22 protein-coding genes are annotated in these 21,252 nt (G+C 66.4%); 17 read left to right on the forward strand and 5 right to left on the reverse strand.

Annotated features, from left to right (window positions below):
* The first annotated feature begins 151 nt into the window (after positions 1-151).
* The 5 genes from BMY25_RS00930 to lpxK all read left to right on the forward strand — a co-directional run bounded on the left by BMY25_RS00930 (position 152) and on the right by lpxK (position 4,482).
* On the forward strand, positions 152-964 hold the full coding sequence (locus BMY25_RS00930) for a 3'(2'),5'-bisphosphate nucleotidase CysQ (protein ID WP_092494714.1): 813 nt from the start codon (positions 152-154) through the stop codon (positions 962-964).
* 19 nt (positions 965-983) lie between these two features.
* Positions 984-1,232 carry a DUF4170 domain-containing protein gene (locus BMY25_RS00935; protein ID WP_092494715.1) on the forward strand — a complete coding sequence of 83 codons (249 nt, stop codon included), beginning with the start codon at positions 984-986 and terminating at the stop codon, positions 1,230-1,232.
* A 184-nt stretch (positions 1,233-1,416) separates the two neighbouring features.
* Positions 1,417-2,148 carry a lysophospholipid acyltransferase family protein gene (locus BMY25_RS00940; protein WP_143061845.1) on the forward strand — a complete coding sequence of 244 codons (732 nt, stop codon included), beginning with the start codon at positions 1,417-1,419 and terminating at the stop codon, positions 2,146-2,148.
* A complete protein-coding gene (locus tag BMY25_RS00945; RefSeq protein ID WP_238858073.1) occupies positions 2,145-3,482 on the forward strand; it encodes a 3-deoxy-D-manno-octulosonic acid transferase in 1,338 nt (445 codons plus the stop codon). The genes BMY25_RS00940 and BMY25_RS00945 overlap by 4 nt, the downstream gene beginning before the upstream one ends.
* Positions 3,466-4,482: a tetraacyldisaccharide 4'-kinase gene (gene lpxK / locus BMY25_RS00950; protein ID WP_177176628.1), complete on the forward strand. Its 1,017-nt coding sequence runs from the start codon at positions 3,466-3,468 to the stop codon at positions 4,480-4,482. The genes BMY25_RS00945 and lpxK overlap by 17 nt, the downstream gene beginning before the upstream one ends.
* A gap of 134 nt (positions 4,483-4,616) precedes the next feature.
* Here the strand turns inward: lpxK and BMY25_RS00955 are convergent, their stop codons facing one another.
* From BMY25_RS00955 to BMY25_RS00965, 3 genes are all read right to left on the reverse strand, one after another.
* Entirely contained in the window at positions 4,617-4,853 is a 237-nt protein-coding gene (locus tag BMY25_RS00955) for a DUF2093 domain-containing protein (RefSeq protein ID WP_092494718.1), read from the reverse strand.
* Positions 4,854-4,922: 69 nt separating this feature from the next.
* Positions 4,923-6,821: a monovalent cation:proton antiporter-2 (CPA2) family protein gene (locus tag BMY25_RS00960; RefSeq protein WP_092494719.1), complete on the reverse strand. Its 1,899-nt coding sequence runs from the start codon at positions 6,819-6,821 to the stop codon at positions 4,923-4,925.
* A 131-nt stretch (positions 6,822-6,952) separates the two neighbouring features.
* A complete protein-coding gene (locus BMY25_RS00965; RefSeq protein WP_428976930.1) occupies positions 6,953-7,444 on the reverse strand; it encodes an invasion associated locus B family protein in 492 nt (163 codons plus the stop codon).
* Between the two features lie 320 nt (positions 7,445-7,764).
* On the opposite strand from BMY25_RS00965, the gene coxB reads away from it, so the two are divergent.
* The 11 genes from coxB to rnhA all read left to right on the forward strand — a co-directional run bounded on the left by coxB (position 7,765) and on the right by rnhA (position 16,777).
* Positions 7,765-8,679 carry a cytochrome c oxidase subunit II gene (gene coxB / locus BMY25_RS00970; protein WP_092495133.1) on the forward strand — a complete coding sequence of 305 codons (915 nt, stop codon included), beginning with the start codon at positions 7,765-7,767 and terminating at the stop codon, positions 8,677-8,679.
* Positions 8,680-8,712: 33 nt separating this feature from the next.
* Entirely contained in the window at positions 8,713-10,359 is a 1,647-nt protein-coding gene (ctaD, locus tag BMY25_RS00975; RefSeq protein ID WP_092494721.1) for a cytochrome c oxidase subunit I, read from the forward strand.
* A 182-nt stretch (positions 10,360-10,541) separates the two neighbouring features.
* The gene (locus BMY25_RS00980) at positions 10,542-11,465 is read left to right on the forward strand and encodes a heme o synthase (protein WP_092494722.1); all 924 of its coding nucleotides are present in this window, start codon (positions 10,542-10,544) and stop codon (positions 11,463-11,465) included.
* 3 nt (positions 11,466-11,468) lie between these two features.
* Positions 11,469-11,636 (forward strand): hypothetical protein, encoded by a 168-nt coding sequence (locus tag BMY25_RS21510; protein ID WP_487312989.1) that lies wholly within the window; start codon positions 11,469-11,471, stop codon positions 11,634-11,636.
* Between the two features lie 13 nt (positions 11,637-11,649).
* The gene (locus BMY25_RS00985) at positions 11,650-12,258 is read left to right on the forward strand and encodes a cytochrome c oxidase assembly protein (protein WP_092494723.1); all 609 of its coding nucleotides are present in this window, start codon (positions 11,650-11,652) and stop codon (positions 12,256-12,258) included.
* Positions 12,259-12,308: 50 nt separating this feature from the next.
* Positions 12,309-13,148, forward strand: a complete 840-nt coding sequence (locus tag BMY25_RS00990) for a cytochrome c oxidase subunit 3 (protein ID WP_092494724.1) — start codon at positions 12,309-12,311, stop codon at positions 13,146-13,148.
* A 57-nt stretch (positions 13,149-13,205) separates the two neighbouring features.
* On the forward strand, positions 13,206-13,601 hold the full coding sequence (locus BMY25_RS00995) for a DUF983 domain-containing protein (RefSeq protein ID WP_092494725.1): 396 nt from the start codon (positions 13,206-13,208) through the stop codon (positions 13,599-13,601).
* Positions 13,598-14,347 (forward strand): SURF1 family protein, encoded by a 750-nt coding sequence (locus tag BMY25_RS01000; RefSeq protein WP_092494726.1) that lies wholly within the window; start codon positions 13,598-13,600, stop codon positions 14,345-14,347. Before BMY25_RS00995 ends, BMY25_RS01000 begins: the two co-directional genes overlap by 4 nt.
* 32 nt (positions 14,348-14,379) lie before the next feature.
* Complete coding sequence (ispH, locus tag BMY25_RS01005) at positions 14,380-15,342, forward strand: 4-hydroxy-3-methylbut-2-enyl diphosphate reductase (RefSeq protein ID WP_092494727.1); 963 nt, start codon at positions 14,380-14,382, stop codon at positions 15,340-15,342.
* Between the two features lies 1 nt (position 15,343).
* The gene (locus BMY25_RS01010; protein ID WP_092494728.1) at positions 15,344-16,309 is read left to right on the forward strand and encodes a homoserine kinase; all 966 of its coding nucleotides are present in this window, start codon (positions 15,344-15,346) and stop codon (positions 16,307-16,309) included.
* Positions 16,310-16,777, forward strand: a complete 468-nt coding sequence (gene rnhA / locus BMY25_RS01015; RefSeq protein WP_092494729.1) for a ribonuclease HI — start codon at positions 16,310-16,312, stop codon at positions 16,775-16,777.
* Between the two features lie 5 nt (positions 16,778-16,782).
* On the opposite strand, the gene BMY25_RS01020 is transcribed toward rnhA, so the two are convergent.
* Complete coding sequence (locus tag BMY25_RS01020; protein ID WP_092494730.1) at positions 16,783-17,625, reverse strand: protein-disulfide reductase DsbD domain-containing protein; 843 nt, start codon at positions 17,623-17,625, stop codon at positions 16,783-16,785.
* Positions 17,626-17,743: 118 nt separating this feature from the next.
* Between BMY25_RS01020 and BMY25_RS01025 the strand changes: the two genes are divergently transcribed.
* On the forward strand, positions 17,744-18,343 hold the full coding sequence (locus BMY25_RS01025; protein WP_092494731.1) for a YqgE/AlgH family protein: 600 nt from the start codon (positions 17,744-17,746) through the stop codon (positions 18,341-18,343).
* Positions 18,344-18,378: 35 nt separating this feature from the next.
* Here the strand turns inward: BMY25_RS01025 and BMY25_RS21335 are convergent, their stop codons facing one another.
* Complete coding sequence (locus tag BMY25_RS21335; protein ID WP_304529028.1) at positions 18,379-21,240, reverse strand: EAL domain-containing protein; 2,862 nt, start codon at positions 21,238-21,240, stop codon at positions 18,379-18,381.
* Positions 21,241-21,252: the final 12 nt, after the last annotated feature.

Here is a 21,252-nt window from a genome sequence, read left to right on the forward strand (position 1 = left end):
CGCCGGCTGTTGTGACGAGAGATACGCCCCGGATTCACCGCGCCGGCTTAAGGATCGTAGTTAAGCAAATGCATCCGGCGATTACGGTAATCGAAGACTAAATGAGCCCCGGGGGGTGGCAAAGTCTGGTGATCGGGGCCATTGAAGCAGCATGACGTCCTATCAAGCCGATCGAGATCTCCTGCGTGACGCCGCGCTGAAGGCCGGCGAACTGGCCATGAGCTATTTCCAGAAGAACCCGAATGCGTGGTCCAAGGAAGGTGGTTCGCCGGTGACGGAGGCCGACATGGCGGTCGACGCTTTCCTGCGCACCGAGCTTCTCGCCGCCCGGCCGGATTACGGCTGGCTTTCGGAGGAGACGGTGGACGTGCCGGCCGAGCGGCAGAAGGACGCGATCTTCGTGGTCGATCCCATCGACGGGACGCGCGGCTTCATCGAGGGCGACCGGCGCTGGTGCGTCAGCGTCGCCGTGGTGCGCGAGACCCGTCCCGTGGCGGCCGCGCTTTTTGCCCCGGCGCTGGACGAGATGTACACGGCGGCGGCCGGAGAGGGCGCCTTCCTCGGCGACCGGCGGCTTGCGGTGCCCGGCAAGCCCGGCACCGATGGCGCCCGCCTTGCCGGCCCGCGCGGCTGGTTCAAGAGCGGCACGCTGGAGCGGGAAGGCTTTTTGCCGCAGCCGCATGTGCCGTCGCTCGCCTACCGCGTGACCATGGTGGCTTCCGGCGCCGTGGAATCCGCCTTTGCCAGCCCCAACGCGCATGACTGGGACCTTGCGGCCTGTGACCTTTTGGTGCACGAAGCGGGCGGCGTGCTGACAACACTCGACGGCAGCCAGCTCTGCTACAACAGGGAGAGCGTCAGCCACGACGCCGTGGCGGCCGCCAACGCGGATCTTCAGCCGAAGGTTCTGGCAGCCATCCGACGCGTCACCTCGGAGCGCGGCAGGGCAGGTTCCCGCACCTGATTGGATGAGGACACGGACGATGGCGAATTCGGTGACAGGCGGCAAGGAACAGCTTCTTCACCTGGTCTTCGGCGGCGAGTTGAAGGATCTGGATCACATCCAGTTCCGCGATCTCTCCGGGCTTGATATCGTCGGGATCTTCCCCAACTACGCGGAGGCCTACGGCGCCTGGAAGTCCAAGGCGCAGGCCACTGTCGACAATGCGGAGATGCGGTATTTCGTCGTGCATCTCCATCGCCTGCTGGAACCGGAGCTGCCGGGCAAGTAAGCCGGCGCAAGGAACAGCGGCGGATTCTGCTGGCGGGTATGATTCGATCTTTCTTGGATGAGATTGTAGGCAGCGAGAACGTGGGGCGGGCCGCCGGGCGGCCCCTCGGCGCATCCGGCTGCCAGCGCTGCCCGGTCGCGGTCCCGCATCTGTGAATCGCCTTCTCCGAATTTCGCAGCGCCTCGTGCGCTCCAGGTGGGTCGCCGCCGTGTTCGGCCGCCTGCTGGCGCTCTATCTGCGCTTTGTGCGGCGCACGACGCGCTTCGTCTATGAGCCGGCGGGCAGCGACATGCTGGCCGCCCATTCCCCGCTGATCATCACCTCCTGGCATGGGCAGCATTTGCTGATCTCGCTGATGCAGGCGCGCAAGCAGCCTCTGGCCGTGCTGGTTTCCCGTTCCGACGATGCGGAAACCACGGCGATCGCGGCGCGTGGGCTTGGCCTCAAGGTCATCCGTGGCTCCGGCGGCCGCAACCGGCGCAAGGCGGCAAAGAAGGGCGGGGCGCAGGGCGTCCTGCGCATGCTGGGCGAACTTTCCGAGGGCATCTCGGTCGGCCAGACGGCGGACGTGCCCCGCGGCAAGGCCCGGCGCTGCGGCCTCGGTGTGGTGACGCTGGCCAAGCTTTCCGGCCGCCCTGTCCTGCCTGCCGCCGCCGTGACCGCGCGCGGCGTCACTCTCGACAATTGGGACCGCACGCGGATCCCGTTCCCGTTCGGTCGCGGCGGCGCGGTGACGGGCGAACCGATCTACGTGCCGGCGGATGCCGACGACGAACTTCTGGAAATCAAGCGGCAGGAGGTTGAGGCGAGCCTCAACGCGGTTCAGGATCGGGCCGAATTTCTGGCGCGAAGGGGTCGTGAATCGGTGCGTGAATCTGCCTCCGACCGACGGGTGCTCGAAAAGGACGGCGCTTGACGGCCGGCTCGCCATGGATCGGCAGCGCGGCGCTCGGCCTCTACGGCATGACGGGCCGGCTGATTCGGCCGGCGCTTGGCGTTTTCCTGTCGCGCCGCGTCCAGCGCGGCAAGGAGGATGCGAGCCGCATCCATGAGCGTTTCGGCGAGGCGCGGCTCGGCCGCCCGGCCGGGGCGCTGGTCTGGGTCCATGCCGCCAGCGTGGGCGAAACCAATTCCATCCTGCCGCTGGTCGAACTGCTCTGCGAGCGCGGCCTTTCGGTTCTGCTCACCACGGTGACGGTCACCTCGGCCGGAATTGCCGCCCGCCGGCTGCCCTCCGGCGCGGTCCATCAGTTCGTGCCGCTCGACGTGCCATCGGCGGTTATCCCCTTTCTGAATCATTGGCGGCCGGATCTCGCACTCTTCGCGGAATCCGAACTCTGGCCGACCGCGATGCGCGAACTGCGCCGCCGCCGGGTGCCGCTGGTGCTCGTCAACGCACGGATGTCTGAACGCTCCTATCGCGGCTGGAAGCGCTTCCAGCCGCTGGCCCGCGCCATGCTGCGGCTCACCGACCGAAGCCTCGCGCAGTCGACCCGCGACGCTGGCCGGCTGAAGGCGCTCGGCGCGCCGCATGTCCGCACTACGGGCAATCTGAAGTTCGACGTGCCGCCTCCGCCGGTGGACGCGGAATCCCTGGCGGCGCTGAGCCGGCAGACTGCGGGGCGGCGGATCCTTTTCGCCGCCAGCACCCATCCCGGCGAGGAAGCGATCCTGGGCGAGATCCATGTCCGTCTCGCTCCCCGCTTTCCGGGATTGCTGACGGTGATCGCCCCGCGCCATCCCGAACGGGGGCCGGCCTTGGCCGACGAACTCGCCGCGTCCCTCGCGCCGGATGGAACGGCCTGCGTCCTGCGCTCGCGCGAGCCCGAAATCGTGCGGGGCACCGGCATCTATATCGCCGATACCGTGGGTGAGATGGGGCTCTGGTACCGGTTGGCCGATCTCGCCTTCATCGGCGGTTCTCTGGTCCCCCATGGCGGCCAGAACCCTATCGAGGCGGCGAAGCTGGGCGTCGCCATCCTGCATGGACCGCACACCGGCAACTTCGTCGATATCTATCGCGAGTTCGACGGATCCGGCGCCTCGCTGCTGATCGACGGCGCGGGCGAACTGGAAAGCCGTGTCGCCGAGCTTCTCGCCGATGCCGCCCAGCGGGAAGCGCAGGTTTCCAACGCGCGCGCCTGCATCGAAGGCCTGTCGGGCGCGCTGGAGCGAACGGTCGCCGAGCTTGCGCCCTATCTCGACGATCTCACGCCGGACCCCCGGAAGAACCTTGCCGCGCGCGCCTGACTTCTGGTGGCGGCGGCGCAGCCTGCGCGCGCTGGCCCTCGCACCCGCGGGCCTCCTCTACGGTCTCGCTTCGGGCCGACGCATGGGCCGGAGCGGGGCCGCTTCACCGCTTCCCGTGGTCTGCATCGGCAACTTCGTGGCCGGCGGTGGCGGCAAGACGCCGACCGCCATCGAAATTGTCGCGCTGTGCCGCGCCGAGGGGCTGAATCCGGGCTTCCTGACGCGCGGCTATGGCGGGCGGGAAGCCGGGCCGCTCCTGGTGGATCCGACCCTGCACGGCTTCCGCGAGGTTGGCGACGAGGCGCTGCTGCTCGCCCGTCACGCGCCCACCGTCGTGGCGCGAAGGCGGAGCGAGGGCGCGCTCCTGCTGGCGGAGATGGGCCTCGATCTCATCGTCATGGATGACGGCTTCCAGAGCCCGTCGCTGGCCAAGGATCTGTCGCTGGTGGTGGTCGATGCCGCGCGCGGGATCGGCAATGGCCGGGTCATGCCGGCCGGCCCGCTTCGCGCGCCTTTCAGGCTGCAACTCGGCAGGGCCGATGCGGTGATCGTCACCGGGCGCGGCGAGGCGGCGATGGATGTCGTGCGGGCTGCTTCCCGCGCCGGACTGCCGGTGCTGCGGGCGGGCGTGGTCACGTCTGCCCCGGCCGATGCTTTCCGGGGCAAGAACTGCCTGGCCTTTGCCGGCATCGCCGATCCCCGCAAGTTCGAGCGTTCCCTCGCGGAGACGGGAGCGAACGTGGAGCGGCTGATCGCCTTTCCCGACCACCACGCCTTTACCAATGGCGACGTGGAGCGGATCCTCTTCGAGGCCGACCGGCGAAAGCTCGTCCCGGTCACGACCGAGAAGGATCACGTCAGGCTGGCCAGCCTGGAAGGCGCCGGCGCGGCGCGGCTGAGGGAGATCTGCCGGGTGCTGCCGGTTCGGATGGTCTTCGATGACGGCCGACGCATGGTCAGCATGATCGCGGCGGCGCTGGAGCAGCGCCGGCTTCGATAGGCGCTCGGGACCAGGGACGCCAAGGAAAGGACGCTCGGGATGCAAGCAGGTCCTTCGCGTCCGAGTCTTGAAAACAGGCTGGACGCTTGCGCCGGTCTGAGGCTGGCGCGTGCCGCCCGGCTTAGCCGCCCGGTTCAGCCGGCCTGCTTCGGCGTGCGTCCCATCGCTTCCAGTTCGCGCGTCAGGGATGCCTTGGCATCCACATAGGGCTCCTGCCGGTCAACGCTCCAGTATCGAAGCTCGGAAAGCGGGATGCGCATCTCCGTCACCGCGCAAATGACGTAGGAGCCCGGCGAAAGGACCTGATAGTCCCCGTCGAGATAGCGGAGGCGAGCCTCGCCCTGCTGGACGATCCGTTCGTGTCTGTTCATGCCCCTATTGTAGGCGAGCCGAGCCGCTTCGCCAACCGTCTCCGAACGGTGAGGAGCGGGTTCCCGTCCTTACGGGTTCGGCTCCAGCTGCCGCTCAGGCTTCTCCGCCGCTGGTTCGGCGGATGGCGAGGCCGGGACCGGCGATCCATCGGCGGGCGGCGTGACCGTGCCAGCCGGGCGATGGCGCGCGCCGGGTGGCTTGGGGGGCATCAACGGCTCCGGCTGCACGACGACGGGCTTCCAGATCTCGCGGCCGGAGGTGAGATCGCCGGCGGCCTGCAAGGCCAGCCTCTCCGCGTCCCGCCTGCGCACGTCGGCCAGCGTCGCCTGTACGTCGGCGGGGGCGAAGCCCAGCCCCTTCAGCGTATCGGCCCCGAAGGCCAGGGCTGATTCGTAGGTCTCTCTGATCTCGTAGTGCACGCCTCGCCCGACCAGTTCCAGCGTGTGGGCCCGGTCCCAGGAGCGGACATACACCTTGGCGGCCGGAAACTCATCGAGGACAAGGTCGGCGATCTGGTTGGTGATCGCGGGCTGGTCGACGCAGATGCAGATGATGGAAGCCTGCTCGGCACCGGCCGCGCGCAGCATGTCGAGCCGCGTTCCGTCGCCGAAATAGATGCGGAAACCGAAGCGGGCCGCCTGACGGATGCGCTCGGGATTGGCGTCGATGATGGTCGCGTCGAGGCTTCGCGCCAGCAGGATCTGCGACACGATCTGTCCGAAGCGGCCGAAGCCGATCACCAGCACGCTGCCCCCGGCGCCTTCGAAATCCTCTTCGATCGTATCCTCCGCCTCGCCCCGGATCAGGAAGCGCCCGAGCCAGACGGACAGCGGCGTCAGCGCCATGGTGACCGTGACGATACCGGCCACGAGCGGCGTCTCGGAAGGCCAGAGGGTCCGGGCGGCGGTCGCCGAGGCGAACAGCACGAAGGCGAACTCTCCACCCTGCGGCAGGAGCATGGAGGTGCGCACGGCATCGTTGTGCGAGGCGCCGAAGAGCCGGTTCAAACCATAGAGCAGGGCGGCCTTGATCACCATGACGGCCGGCACGGCCAGCAGGATGCGCCACCAGCTGTGGGCGAGCACGTCTATGTTGATGGACATGCCGACGGCAATGAAGAACAGGCCGAGCAGGATGCCACGAAACGGCTCGATATTGGCTTCCAGCTCATGCCGGAAGGACGAATCGGCCAGCATGACGCCGGCGAGGAAGGCGCCCATGGCCATGGAGAGGCCGACCTCCTCCATCAGCATGGCCGCGCCGATCACCACCAGGAGCGCGGCCGCCGTCATGATCTCGCGGGCGCGGGCGAGCGCGATCAGGCGGAACAGCGGGTTCAGCAGGTAGCGGCCCGCGAGCACGAAGATCGCCAGCGCCGCCACGCCCTTCAGCAGCGCGACGCCGCTTGCGGAGGCAAGGCTGGTGCCGGTCATGGGCGACAGGATCGGCACGATCGCCAGAAGCGGCACGACGGCCAGGTCCTGCGCCAGCAGGATCGCCACGGACTTTTCACCGTAGGGCGTGGCGATCTCGTTGTTGTCCTGCAGGATCTGCATGGCAAAGGCCGTGGACGACATGGCCAGCCCGAAGCCGATGATGATCGCCGGCTGGATTGCCCAGCCCACGGCCCAGAAGACCGCCGTCAGCACCGTTCCGGTGAGGGCGACCTGCGCCAGGCCCAGCCCGAAGATGTCGGCGCGCATGGCCCAGAGCCGCGCCGGCTTCAGTTCCAGACCGACGATGAAGAGAAAGAAGACGACGCCCAGCTCCGACACGTCGAAGATCGCGCTGGAATCGGTGATGATTTGCGCCACCGGCCCGATCGCGACGCCGGCGGCGAGATAGCCGAGCACGGAGCCGAGGCCCAGCCGCTTGAAGATCGGCACGGCGATCACCGCGGCAATCAGCAGGATCAGCGGCTCGGTGAACAGTCCCGGTCCGCTCGTGATCGCTGAAGCCCCCGACATGGATACGCTCGCTTCCCTGTGTGTCGCCCCCGCCTAAAGGGGGCACGAACTGGGCGCGGGCATGGCAGAGCGGTACGCCGACTAAAAAATCCGGCGTGATCGTCCGTTCCCGTTCCCGTGCTCGGCGAGGCTCAGGGGAGGGCGTCGTAGCCTTCGCCGAAGCCCTTCAGCGAGATCGGGATGCCGATCCCTTCTTCCGGGGTCTGGAAGATGATGAAGGTCGCCTGCTTGCCGTTGCGCAGCTGGTTGATGAGGTTGTCGTCGAGAATCACCTCGGCGACGCAGCCGTTCGGCAGGCAGCGCACAAAGCCGGCCGAGCCCACGTCCTTGTCATCGATATGGAGACCCAGCCCGCGCGGCAGAAGGACGCCGAGCGGCGCCAGCACGCGCAGGATGCGGGTCTGCTGGTCGGCCGTCTTGAGCACGATTACCGTCAGTCCGACATTCTGGCGGTCTTCCGCCGTGACGAACTGCATGATGACGCATTGCTCCTTCTGCGCGCCCGGCGGGGTGTCGCAGCGCAGTTCCCAGTCGCCATGCGTGGAACGCACCGCTCCCTGCGAATAGGCGAGGCTTGGCGCCAGTCCGGCGATCAGGGCGAGAACACAAAACAAAGCGCGCAATAAATGGCCTCCGGCGACGGCAGACTGTCCGCGCGGCCGGTTTTTCCGAAAAGCGCTTTCCGGCGGCAGGCGGGTCGTCGAGAACCGGTAACAGACCCTCCCGTCGTGTCAAGAAAGTGGCAGGTACGATGCTGGACGCTGCCATGTTCCGCGTGCAATTATGCCGCATAAATACACAGTTCGCGCGCGTTGCGCCCTCCAGCTCTCTGTGGTTACTCGACAAGACGGGGAACAAGCGGGTAACCGCGGCCAGAGAAGAAGAGTGGACCCGTGCGGCTCTGAAATGACGGGGGGCGTCCGCGATGCGGGAAAGCCGTTTCATGGCGAAGTGGACGACGGGGTCTATTCTTTTTGCTGCCGGGTCGGTGCTGCCGCGCCTGGCTCACGCGGCCGACGTCAAGACCGGGCCCTATGCCTGGGAGACGCATTTCCAGCCCGCGGCCACCAAGGTGATGGCCGATATCACGTGGTTCGGCTGGTACACGCTGTCGATCATGACCGCGGTCGTGCTCTTCGTGACGCTGCTCATCGCCTACGTGGTCTGGCGTTTCCGCGAGCGCGCCAACCCGGTGCCGTCGCGCGTTTCGCACAACACGCTGATCGAGGTGCTGTGGACGATCATCCCGGTGCTGATCCTTCTGGCGATCGCGATTCCCTCGTTCCGCCTGCTCTATGCGGAATACGATCCGACCAAGCTCTACGCGGACTACAATCCGCAGACGACCAAGTTCCTGACCGTCAAGGCGACGGGCTCGCAATGGTACTGGAGCTATTCCTACGCCACCGATCAGGACAGCAAGGACAACGGGGTCGTCGACGCGGTGAATTTCGATTCGCTGCTGGTGCCTGATAGCGAGCTGAAGACCGATCAGCTTCGCAACCTCTCTGTGGATAACGCGATGGTCGTGCCGGTCGGCACCTTCGTGCGGCTGCAGGTGACGGGCGCGGACGTGATCCACTCCTTCGCCATGCCGCCCTTCGGCGTGAAGGTCGACGCCGTGCCCGGCCGCCTCAACGAGACGTATTTCCGCGCGGAGCGGGAGGGCGTCTTCTACGGCCAGTGCTCCGAGCTTTGCGGCAAGGACCACGCCTTCATGCCGATCGTGGTGCAGGTGGTCTCGCAGGATCAGTTCCGCCATTGGGCGGGGCAGGCGGCAACGGATCTCCCCGGTGCCAACAAGACGCTCGCCGAGGCGGTTCACGGCGGCAGCAACGAAAAGGTTGCCGTCCGTTGACGGCTGAGCATTGAGGCGAGGGAGCTGATCGCAATGGCCAACGCATTGGCACACGACTCACACGCCCATCCGACGGGCTGGAAGCGATACGTCTACTCCACCAACCACAAGGATATCGGCGTCATGTACCTGGTGTTCGCGATCATCGCGGGCATCATCGGCGCGGCGCTCTCCGTGGTCATGCGCATGGAGCTGCAGGAGCCTGGGATCCAGATCTTCCACGGCCTGGCGCAGATGGTCTACGGCGTCGATGCCGGGGCGGCGCTGGATGCCGGCAAGCAGATGTACAACACCTTCACCACGGCGCACGGCCTGGTGATGATCTTCTTCGTGGTCATGCCGGCGCTGATCGGCGGCTATGCCAATTACTTCATCCCGATCATGATCGGCGCGCCCGACATGGCGTTCCCGCGGCTGAACAACATCTCGTTCTGGCTGCTGCCGGTCGCCTTCCTGCTGCTGATCATGTCGCTCTTCGTGGAAGGCCCTTCCGGCCTGTACGGCACCGGCGGCGGCTGGACCATGTATCCGCCGTTCTCCACGACCGGCAATCCGGGCCCGGCGATGGACTTCGCGATCCTGGCGATCCACATCGCCGGCGCTTCCTCGATCCTCGGCGCGATCAACTTCATCACGACGATCTTCAACATGCGCGCGCCCGGCATGACCATGCACAAGATGCCGCTCTTCGCGTGGTCGGTGCTGGTGACGGCGTTCCTTCTGCTCCTGTCGCTGCCGGTGCTGGCCGGCGCGATCACGATGCTGCTCACGGACCGCAACTTCGGCACGACCTTCTTCGATCCGGCAGGCGGCGGCGATCCGATCCTGTTCCAGCACCTGTTCTGGTTCTTCGGTCACCCCGAGGTGTACATCCTGATCCTGCCGGGCTTCGGCATCATCAGCCACATCATCTCGACCTTCTCGCGCAAGCCCGTGTTCGGCTATCTCGGCATGGCCTATGCCATGGTGGCGATCGGCGTCGTCGGCTTCGTGGTGTGGGCGCACCATATGTACACGACCGGCATCGACGTCGACACGCAGGCCTATTTCGTCTTCGCCACGATGGTGATCGCGGTGCCGACGGGCGTTAAGGTCTTCTCCTGGATCGCGACGATGTGGGGCGGGTCGATCTCGTTCCGCACGCCGATGTTGTGGGCGATCGGCTTCATCTTCCTGTTCACGGTCGGCGGCGTCACCGGCGTGCAGCTCGCCAATGCCGGTCTGGACCGGTCGATGCAGGACACCTACTTCGTGGTGGCGCACTTCCACTACGTGCTGTCGCTCGGCGCCATCTTCGCGATCTTCGCCGGATGGTACTACTGGTTCCCGAAGATCTCGGGGTACATGTACAACGAACTGGTCGGCAAGGTGCATTTCTGGGTGATGTTCGTGGGCGTGAACCTCGTGTTCTTCCCGCAGCATTTCCTCGGCGTCGCCGGCATGCCGCGCCGTTACATCGACTATCCCGACGCCTTCGCCGGCTGGAACTTCGTGTCCTCCATCGGCTCCTACATCTCCGCGGTCAGCGTCCTGATCTTCCTCTACGGGGTGATCGAGGCCTTCCAGAAGAAGCGGGTCGCCGGCGACAATCCGTGGGGCGAGGGCGCGACCACGCTGGAATGGCAGCTGCCGTCCCCGCCGCCCTTCCATCAGTGGGAAGAGCTGCCCCGCATCCGCTAGAGCGGCTCACCGGCCTGCGACCTCAACGGGGGCTGCAAATGGCTCGGCGACCGGGTAGAAGGTGCCGGCGGACGAGGGTCCGCCGGATTGCCCCTTTGGGACAGACGGGATCGGGGCAACCGGACGAACCGGTTGCCGCTCGCGCTTCTGGCGCCGCAGACAGAGAAGGATGGGCCGGCTGAATGACCGATGCCAGGCTTGAACTGACGGATGAGCAATGGGGCGGCGCGGAGGTCGGCGATTATATCGCCCTTCTGAAGCCGCGCGTGATGTCGCTCGTCATCTTCACGGCGCTGGTCGGAATGATGGTCGCGCCGGGCGGCCTCCATCCGGTGCTGGCCGTCGTCTCGCTGCTCTGCATCTCCGTCGGGGCCGGCGCGTCGGGCGCGCTCAACATGTGGTATGACGCCGATATCGACGCGGTGATGAAGCGTACCGCGGGGCGTCCGATTCCCTCCGGTCGCATCCTGCCCTCCGAGGCGCTGACCTTCGGCCTGATCCTGTCCGTCTTTTCCGTGCTGGTGCTCGGCGTTGCCGTGAACTGGCTGGCGGCCGGGCTGCTCGCCTTCACCATCTTTTTCTATGCTGTGGTCTACACGGTCTGGCTGAAGCGCTGGACGGCGCAGAACATCGTCATCGGCGGCGCGGCCGGCGCGCTGCCTCCGGTGGTCGGCTGGGCCTGCGTCACGGGCGGCCTCAGCTACGAGCCGCTGGTGCTCTTCGCCATCATCTTCACCTGGACGCCCCCGCATTTCTGGGCGCTCGCCCTTTTCGCCTCCAAGGACTACGCCAAGGCCGGCATTCCGATGATGCCGAACGTGGCGGGAGACGCTTCCACGCGCCGGCAGATCCTGGCCTATTCCGTGCTGCTCGCCGGCGTCGGCCTGCTGCCCTGGGTGCTCGGCTTCGGCGGTCTGGCCTATGGCGTGATCGCCGCGCTGCTCGGCGCGGAGTTCATCCGCCGCGCGGTCGTGCTGCTACGACAGGGGGATGCCGACAATTACCGGGCGGCCAAGAAACTCTTCGGCTTCTCCATCGTCTATCTCTTCACCCTTTTCGCCGTGCTGCTGGTCCAGGCAGGCCTGTCGGCTGTCCTCGGAGCCTGACGGGTGCGCGGACCCGAACTGGTCAAGCTTTCGCCTCAGCAGGAGCGTGCGCGCCGCCGCCGATCCGTGGCAATGGGTCTCGCGCTCGGCGCTCTGGTCATTCTGTTCTTTATCATTACACTCGTTCGTCTCGGCGGGGCCGGCGTCACGCCTCCCAGCCACCTGATGTGACGGAAGGCCAGCCATGGTGAAACCCGCGCAGAAGAGCCGCTTCAACCTGGTCCTCGGGCTGGTGCTGGCGCTGGTCGGCGCGGGAATGGTGGGAGCGGCCTATGCGGCGGTCCCGCTCTACCGGATCTTCTGCCAGGCCACCGGCTATAACGGCACGACGCGGCGCGCGGTGGCGGCAAGCGGTACGGTGCTGGACCGGCGGATCATCGTCCGCTTCGACGGCAACGTGCAGGGCCTGCCCTGGAAGTTCATGCCTGCCCAGGCGGCGGTGAGCGTCAGGCTCGGCGAACCCACGACGATCTACTATCTCGCCGAGAATACGTCCGACCATGAAACCACTGGCTCAGCCGTGTTCAACGTGGCGCCGGATGCGGTCGGGCAGTTCTTCAACAAGATCCAGTGCTTCTGCTTCACCAAGCAGACGCTGAAGCCGCATGAACGCGTCACCATGCCCGTGACCTTCTTCGTCTCGCCGGACTTCGACAAGGAGCGGCAGCTCAAGGAAACGCGGGCGGTGACGCTGTCCTACACGATGTATCCGGCCGAAGAGCCGGGCGATACCAAGGCCGAGGGACAACCGGTCGCACAAGCCGGCAGCGCAGTGCTGCCGAGCAAGTTGTAGCATAGAACCGGTGCACCTTGCGCCGCCACTGGGGGATGGAAGACTTCGCTATGGCTGACGGGCACGTTAAACATCACGATTACCATCTGGTCTCACCGAGCCCATGGCCATTCATCGCCTCGGTCTCCGCGTTTCTCCTGGCGCTCGGCTTCATCGCCGGCATGCACCATTACGGCTATCTCTGGCTGATCCCGGGCGCCCTGGGCGTCCTCTACACCATGTTCGGATGGTGGCGGGACGTCATCATCGAGGGGCGCGAGGGTTTCCATACCCGCGTCGTGCAGCTGCATCTGCGCTACGGGATGATCCTGTTCATCGCTTCCGAGGTGATGTTCTTCGTCGCCTGGTTCTGGGCCTTCTTCAACACGAGCCTCTTCGTCGGGCAGGCGAACGAGACGGCGCGGCTGGCCGTCACCGGCGGCATGTGGCCGCCCAAGGGCATCGAGTCGCTGGATCCCTGGAACCTGCCGCTGCTCAATACGCTGCTGCTGCTTACCTCCGGCACGACGATCACGTGGGCGCACCATGCGCTGCTCCACAACAACCGGCGTGGGCTGAAGGCGGGCCTGGCGCTCACGATCGTCCTCGGAATCATCTTCTCCTGCGTGCAGGCCTATGAGTATCTGCATGTCGGCTTCCATTTCAGCGGCAACATCTTCGGCGCCACCTTCTTCATGGCGACCGGTTTCCATGGCTTCCATGTCATCGTCGGCACGATCTTCCTGATCGTCTGCCTGGTGCGGGCACAGAATGGCGGCTTCACGCCGGAGCACCATTTTGGCTTCGAGGCGGCAGCCTGGTACTGGCATTTCGTGGACGTGGTCTGGCTCTTCCTCTTCGCCAGCATCTATGTCTGGGGCTCGGCCGGAGTGGCGGCGACGGCGGGCTGAGGCGCGGGACGGTCCCGGCCGTCCCTCAAGCCCCGAGCCCACGCCACGCCCTGCACCATGCCGGACAAACCGACCTATTTTCCGCCGCTGAACCCGGTTTCGACCGGGCTGAGGGGCCGCTGCCCGCGCTGCGGTTACGGCCACATGTTCAAGGGCTTCCTGACGTTCCGGGAACGCTGCGAGGTCTGCGGTCTCGATTATTCCTTCGCCAACACGGCCGACGGGCCGGCCTTCTTCGTGATGACGCTCGTGAGCTTCATCGTCGTGGCGGCGGCCATGATCGTGGAACTCGCCTATTCCCCGCCGATCTGGGTCCACGTCGTGCTCTGGGTGCCGCTGATCTTCATCCTCTGCTGCGGCGGCCTGCGCCCGTTCAAGGGCGTGCTGATGGCGGTGCAATACACCAACAAGGCCGAGGAAGGCTCGATCGACCGCTCCGGCGATCCGCTATGACGTTGCGGCTGCGGGGGCTTGTGCTTCCGGCTATCCTGACGCTGCTGGTGGCTGGTGTGCTGGTCGGCCTCGGCAACTGGCAACTGCGTCGGCTCGCCTGGAAGGAAGGGCTGATCGCGGCGGCGAACGAGCGGCCGCACATGGCGGTGGCGGTGCTTCCCGCGCCGGCCGAATGGCCGGGGCTGTCGGTCGATCCGCTGACCTATCGGCCGTTCCGGATGACCGGCCATTTCCTGTTCGACCGCGAGGTGCCGGTCTTCACCAGCCTGCCGGACCCGAAAGGCCATTTCGGCGGGCCGGGATATTGGGTGGTGACGCCTTTCGCGCTTTCTGGCGGGGGCACCGTGCTGGTCAATCGCGGCTTCGTGCCCCAGGAGAAGCGGGACGCCTCCCAGCGCTCGGAAGAACCCGCGGGCGAGGTCACCGTCACCGGCCTCCTTCGCCCGGACGATTCGCACGGGTTCTTCACCCCGGCGCACAAGCCGGGCGAGATGTTCTTTACCCGCGAGATCGCCCCGATCGCCGAGGCGCAGAAACTGACCGGGCCGACCGCGCCGTTCACCATCGACCTCGTCGCGTCGGAAACGCCCGCCTCCGGCCTGCCGCAAGCCGGGGAAACGCGGATGCTGTTCGCCAACAGCCACCTGCAATATGCGCTGACCTGGTACGGGCTCGCCATCGGCCTGATCGCCGTCTTTGTCGGCTTTGTTGCCCGGCAGGTGCGTAATCGGGGCGACGCGGCTTGACGGCGCGCCCCTTCGCTTCCTAACTGCCGACCATGGGTGAGAGACCGAAGCGCGACATATATCTCTGTGCACCGCGCGGTTTCTGCGCCGGTGTGGAGCGGGCGATCCAGATCGTCGATGAAGCGCTCCAGCGCTACGGCGCGCCGGTCTATGTGCGCCACGAAATCGTTCATAATCGCTATGTCGTGGAGGGCCTGCGGGCCAAGGGCGCGATCTTCGTCAACGAGCTGGACGAGATCCCCGAGACCACGCAGCCGGTGATCTTTTCCGCCCACGGCGTCGCACGCGAGGTGGTGGAGAGCGCCGCGTCGCGCAACATGTTCGCGCTGGACGCGACCTGCCCGCTCGTTTCCAAGGTACACAAGGAAGCCGTGCTGCACCATCGCCGCGCCCGCGAGATCGTGCTGATCGGCCATGCGGGCCATCCCGAGGTCGCCGGCACCATGGGCCAGCTGCCCGTGGGCGGTGTCACGCTGATCGAGACGGCCGAGGATGCCCGGAGCTTCACGCCGCGCGACCCCGACAATCTCGCCTGGATCACCCAGACGACGCTGTCCGTGGACGACACCAGTGAGATCGTCGCCGTCTTGTCGGAACGCTTTCCCACCATCGTCGGTCCGCATCGCAACGACATCTGCTATGCCACGACCAACCGGCAGGAAGCGGTCAAGGCGATGGCCGGCAAGGTAGACCGCGTGCTGGTCGTGGGCGCGCCGAATTCTTCCAATTCCGTCCGCCTCTGCGAAGTGGCCGAGCGGGCCGGCTGCCCGAAGGCGTCGCTGGTGCAGCGGGCTTCCGACATCGATTGGACCGACCTCGACGAGGGCGTGACGAGCATCGGCATCACGGCCGGTGCCTCCGCACCAGAAGTGCTCGTCGAGGAAGTGCTCGACGCGCTGGCCGAGCGCTATGACTTCACGATTCATCTGGTGCAGACCGCGCATGAGGACGTGACCTTCAACCTTCCCAAGATCCTCCGCGACGCCGCAGCCTGACATGGCCGTTTACACCGATGTGACCGACGCCGACCTGGTGGCGTTTCTCGAAGCCTTCGACCTCGGCACGCTGCTCTCCTTCAAGGGCATCGCGGAAGGGGTGGAGAATTCCAATTTCCTGCTGCGCACCGAGGCCGGCAATTTCATCCTGACGCTCTACGAAAAGCGGGTCAGGGAAGGCGACCTGCCCTTCTTCATCGGATTGATGGAGCACCTGGCCGCGCGCGGGCTTTCCTGTCCGCTGCCGGTTCGCGCCCGCGACGGAGAGGCGCTGCACCGGCTCGCGGGCCGCCCGGCCGCGATCGTATCGTTCCTGGAAGGCATGTGGGTGCGCCGGCCGCGCACGGCGCATTGCCACGCTGTCGGCGTGGCGCTGGCGCGCATGCACGAGGCGGCGGCTGATTTCACCATCACCCGCGCCAACGGGCTCGCCATGCCGAACTGGCGGCCACTGTTCGAGACGGCGCGTGCCCGGGCTGACGGGATCGAGCCGGGGCTGGAGGCCTTTCTCGCCGCCGAACTCGATTTCCTCGAGGCGAACTGGCCGACCGGCCTGCCGACGGGCGTCATCCACGCCGACCTCTTCCCCGACAACGTGTTCTTCCTGCGCGAAGAGTTGTCCGGCCTGATCGACTTCTACTTCGCCTGCAACGACCTCCTCGCCTATGACCTTTCCATCTGCGTCAATGCCTGGTGCTTCGAGCCGGACATGACGCTGAACGTGACCAAGGCCAAGGCGCTGATCGACGGCTATGAGAGCGTGCGCAAGCTGGAGCCGGAGGAGCGGGACGCCTTCCACATCCTGGCGCGCGGTTCGGCGATCCGCTTCCTGCTGACGCGGCTCTTCGACTGGGTGAACGTGCCGCCGGGCGCTCTGGTCACGCCGAAGGATCCCCTGGAATACGTCCGGCGCCTGCGCTTCCACCAGCGCGCGACGAAGCCCGGCGATTATGGAATGGAACTCTAGATGTCGGAACGCGTGATCATCCATACCGACGGGGCCTGCTCGGGCAATCCCGGCCCCGGCGGCTGGGGTGCCATCTTGGAATATAACGGCACGACCAAGGAACTCTGCGGCGGCGAGCCGGCGACCACCAACAACCGGATGGAGCTGAAGGCCGCGATCGAGGCGCTGACGGCGCTGAAATGGACGGTGCCGGTGGAGGTCCACACGGACTCACAATATGTCCGCAAGGGCATCACCGAGTGGATCCGCAACTGGAAACGCAACGGCTGGAAGACCGCCGATCGCAAGCCGGTCAAGAACGCCGAGCTCTGGCAGGCGCTGGACGCGCTGATGGCCGAGCACACCGTGACCTGGCACTGGGTCAAGGGTCACGCCGGCCATGACCTGAACGAGCGGGCCGACGAACTCGCGCGGCAGGGCATGCAGCCCTTCATGACGCGGCGGCCCCGCGCTTTCCCCGCGGCCTGAGGGCGCTATTCGACCGTAACCTGCTGCTCCACGGCTCGACCGCCGCCGGAGAGGATGCAGCGGAAGCTCTGTCCCTCCACTGCGGATGCGGGATTGCCTTCGGGCAGGGCTAGTTGGAAGCGAACTTCCGAACCCTGCTTGCGGGCGGGACCGGGCTGCCCCAGCGGCAGGCTCGCCGGCGGCTCGCACATCAGTTCCGCCTCGCCGCCGCCGCCGTCCGCCGTCGGGGGAACACGGGCCTGGAAGGCGATGGCGTCCCCCTCGACTTTCGCGGTCATGACCGAAAGACCGTTTTTGTCCGGCAAGCCGGGCAGGCGCGCGACATAGGTGGAAAGCAGGCTGTCGGTCAGCGGATCGGCCGGCTGGCCCGGGCCGCCATCGACCGAGGCGGAAGCCCGGACGGGCAGGCATGTGTCGGCGCAGACGCCGAAAAAGGCGTTGACGCGCAGCGTCACCGGGCGGGCCGGATCGGCCGGCTTGATCCTGAGCGGGAAGACCACCTCGTCCTCGTAGATCAGCGAGACGCTGTCGCCGTCCGTGTGGCGCTCAGGCGTGGGATAAAGCACCTCGACGGACGCGACGTTCTTCGATCCGGAGAAGTCGAACTCCGGCGCCATGCCCGCGTCGCCCGGAAAGCGCCAGTAGGTGTGCCAGCCCGACTCCAGCGCGATATCGATGCCGCCATCGATTCCGGTTTCGGGCGAGGCCGGCCCCGCCTCATTCGTCCTCGGCGATGCAACGAGGAGACGCATCTGGGCATTATCGATCCGCACCCATTGCGAGCGGGCCGCATGGGCCGCCGTGACGGAACCGGCAGCGATCAGGAAGGCAAGGACACGTGCGATCATTCGTCTATCCTGCCAGCTGGCCGCAGCCGGTATCAAGCCTCTCACGGCGCTTCCCGGCCCGTGCGATCAGCCGAAGGCGGCTTGTCCGGGAGGGGACGCTCGTTCTACGGTCGCTGCGATGAAGAACATGCTCCCGGATAATCCTTCGCTCGAAGGGCACCTGCTGCTGGCCATGCCCTTCATGGAAGACCAGCGCTTCGCCCGCTCGGTCGTCTACATTTGTGCCCATTCGTCCGATGGCGCCATGGGCATCATCGTCAACAAGCTCCTGCCGGAGATCGAGTTTTCCGAGTTGCTGGTGCAGCTTGAGCTCGTTCGGTCGGACCGTGTCGATACCCTGCCGCGCAAGGTTCGGTCGCTGAAGGTGCATAGGGGCGGCCCGGTCGAGACCGGTCGCGGCTTCGTGCTGCATTCCGCCGATTTCATCGTGGAGAACGCGACGTTGCAGATTTCAGGCGGGATCTGCCTGACCGCGACGCTGGATATCCTTCGCTCCATCTCGGAGGGGCGGGGACCGGACAAGGCGCTGCTGGCGCTCGGCTATGCCGGATGGGGACCGGGGCAGCTGGAAAGCGAGATCCAGGCCAATGGTTGGCTGCACAGCCCGGCCGACCGCCGCATCCTGTTCGAGGAAGCCGTCGAGCGCCGGTACGACACCGCACTCGCCCAGATGGGGATCGACCCCGGCATGCTGTCCGCCGATGCCGGCCACGCCTGAGCGGCGCTGACCCGCAGCGGGCCTTGGCGCTGTCCCTAGCTTGCCCGTGCGACGGGGCGGCGAACGAGTTGCTGCACCATCTGCGCCGTCATCGGCCGGCCGTAATAGAAGCCCTGCACGTATTCGCAGCCGAGCTGGCGGAGCTGTTCCGTATCGCTCTCCGTTTCCGCGCCTTCCGCGATCACTTCCATGCCGAGCTCGTGGGCTAGCGCGATGACCGAGCGCAGGATGATCGGCCGCGTCTGGGATTCGCCGCAATGCACGAAGCTGCGGTCGATCTTGATCGTGTCGAAGGGGAAGCGCTCCAGATAGGCGAGCGAGGAATAACCGGTGCCGAAATCGTCCAGCGACAGGCCGGCGCCCATCTCCTTGATGCGGGCCAGCACCTTGGAGGCATATTCCGGGTTCTGCATCACCATGGTCTCGGTGATTTCCAGCTTCAGCGTTCCCGGCGCGACACCGGTGCGCGTCATCACGGCCTTCACGTCGTTGATCAGATCGTGCCGCAGAAGCTGCTGGCTGGACACGTTGATGGAGACGAAAGGCATGTTCTCGCCCTCCACCATCGCCTGCCAGCCCGCAAGCTCACGCGCCGCGCGTTCCATGGCGAAGAGGCCAAGCTGCACGATGAGCCCGCTTTCCTCCGCGACCGGGATGAACTCGGACGGCGGGATCTTGCCGCGCGTCGGATGCTCCCAGCGCAGCAGCGCCTCGAAGCCGGCCGGCAGGCGGTCGGAGAGCTTGATGATCGGCTGATAGGCAAGCTCGATGCCGCCGCCGTCCAGCGCCTTGCGAAGCTCCGCCTCAAGCTCGAAGCGGCTGGCGCGGATATTGGTGGCAGCGGCGCCGGAATAGGTCTCGATCTGGTCGCCGCCTTGCCGCTTGGCATTGTAGGCGGCGGTTTCCGCGCCCTGCAACTGCGCCTCGGCGCTCTGCTGTGGATCGGTGAAACCCATTCCGACGGAAGCGCTGAGAAAGATGTCGTGCTCGCCGACGGAGATCGCCGTCTTCAGCGCCGACATCATTTCGGCCGCCACGGCATCCAGCCCGTCCTGGCTGGTTTCCGAGAGGATGATGGCGGCGAAAGCATCGCCCTGCAGGCGCGCCAGCGTGTCCTGCTCGCGCAAGAGGCGCGACAGCCGGCGGCCCACCGCGAGCATCACGGAATCGCCGACCGAATGGCCGAAGCGCTCGTTCACCGACTTGAAGCGGTCGAGCAGGAAGACGAGCACCGTGGGCTCCGCCACGCCTTCCGCGCGACTGCGGGCCAGCGCGAATTGCAGGCGATCCAGGAAGAGCTGGCGGTTCGGCAAGCCGGTCAGGTTATCGTGGATCGCATCCTGCATCAGGCGCTCTTCGGCGATCTTGGCGTCGTTGATGTCGGAGATCGTGCCGGTGCAGCGCATCACCTCGCCGTCGGTGCCGACGATGGGGCGGGCGCGGAGCGTGAACCAGAGGTAATGGCCGTCGGCTGAGCGCAGTCGGAACGCCTGGTTGATGCGGCCCCGACGCTGCGTCACCACGGCGTCCAGCACGGCGGTGAAGCGCTCCTGGTCACCGGGATGGAGCAGGCTCAGGAAATGCCGCGCCGGCCCCTCCAGACCGCCGGGCGGATAGCCCAGCGAGTGTTCGACCTGTCGGCTCGCCTCCACGCGGTCGCGGCTGACGTCCCAGTCCCAGACGGCGTCGCCGGCGCCCACCATGGCGAGCGCCTTCTGTTCGGCATCGCTGATCAGCCCCTGCGCAAGGGCACCGCCGGCAAAGGCGTGCTGCATGATGGTGAAGGCGATCAGCATAACGATCAGCACGAGGCCGCCGGCGATCGCGGGCTGCACGGCGCTGTAATGGATCTTGCCGGTGACGGCGAGCCAGGAGCCCACCACCCAGAAGACCAGTACTGCCCAGGCCGGGATCAGCATGATCGCACGGTCGAAATTGCGGAGCGCCAGGAACAGGATCACGGCGAGACCGACCACGGCGGTCAGCCCGAGCGACATGCGGGCGAGGCCGGCCGCCACCGAGGGATCGACCACGAGGATGCCGAAGGCGACGATCAGGCCGAGCAGCCAGAGGATGGCGATGTGGCTGTAGCGCACGTGCCAGCGATGCAGGTGGAGATAGGTGTAGAGAAAGACGACGAGCGCGCCGGCGAGCAGCACCTCCGTGCCTCCCCGCCAGAACTGCTCGTTGGCCGGCGCCAGCGCGAAGATGCGGTTCCAGAAGCCGAAATCGATCGAGGTATAGGCGAAGACCGCCCAGGCGAGAGCGGCCGTCGCCGGGAACATGGCCGTGCCCTTGACCACGAAGAGCACGCTCAGGAACAGCGCCAGCAGGCCGGCGATGCCGAGAACGATGCCGTGATAGAGGGTGTAGCTGTTGACGCTGTCCTCATAGGCGTCCGGCTGCCAGAGATGCAGCTGGGGAAGCGCCTCGCTGTGCAACTCGACGACGAAGGTGATGACCGCGCCGGGATCCAGCGTGATGCGGTAGATGTCGGCCTGCCCGCTCTGCACCTGCTCGGGAGGGAAGCCCTCGCTCGGCGTGACGGCGACGACGCGTTGCGAACCGAGATCCGGCCACAGGACGCCGGAGCGGATCAGCTGGTAATGGGGCGCGACCAGCAGCCGGTCGATCTGCTCGTCGGACGGGTTGGACAGCGCGAAGACCGCCCAGTCGGACGGACCGTCGGGCCGGCTGGAATGGACCTCGATGCGCCGCACGATGCCGTCCGCGCCGGGTGCGGTGGAAACCTGCACCTTGTCGGTCTGCTCGGAATGGCGTTCCACCGCGTGGGTGAGGTCGATCGTCTTGGCGTCCAGAGGAACGGAGATCGCCTCAAGCGCGACCGCGTGACCGCTCAGCCCGACCAGGAACAAAAGAACAAGAAGGCGTTTCACGATCGGGCCGAC

Source organism: Faunimonas pinastri (assembly GCF_900110915.1).
Taxonomy (GTDB): domain Bacteria; phylum Pseudomonadota; class Alphaproteobacteria; order Rhizobiales; family Afifellaceae; genus Faunimonas; species Faunimonas pinastri.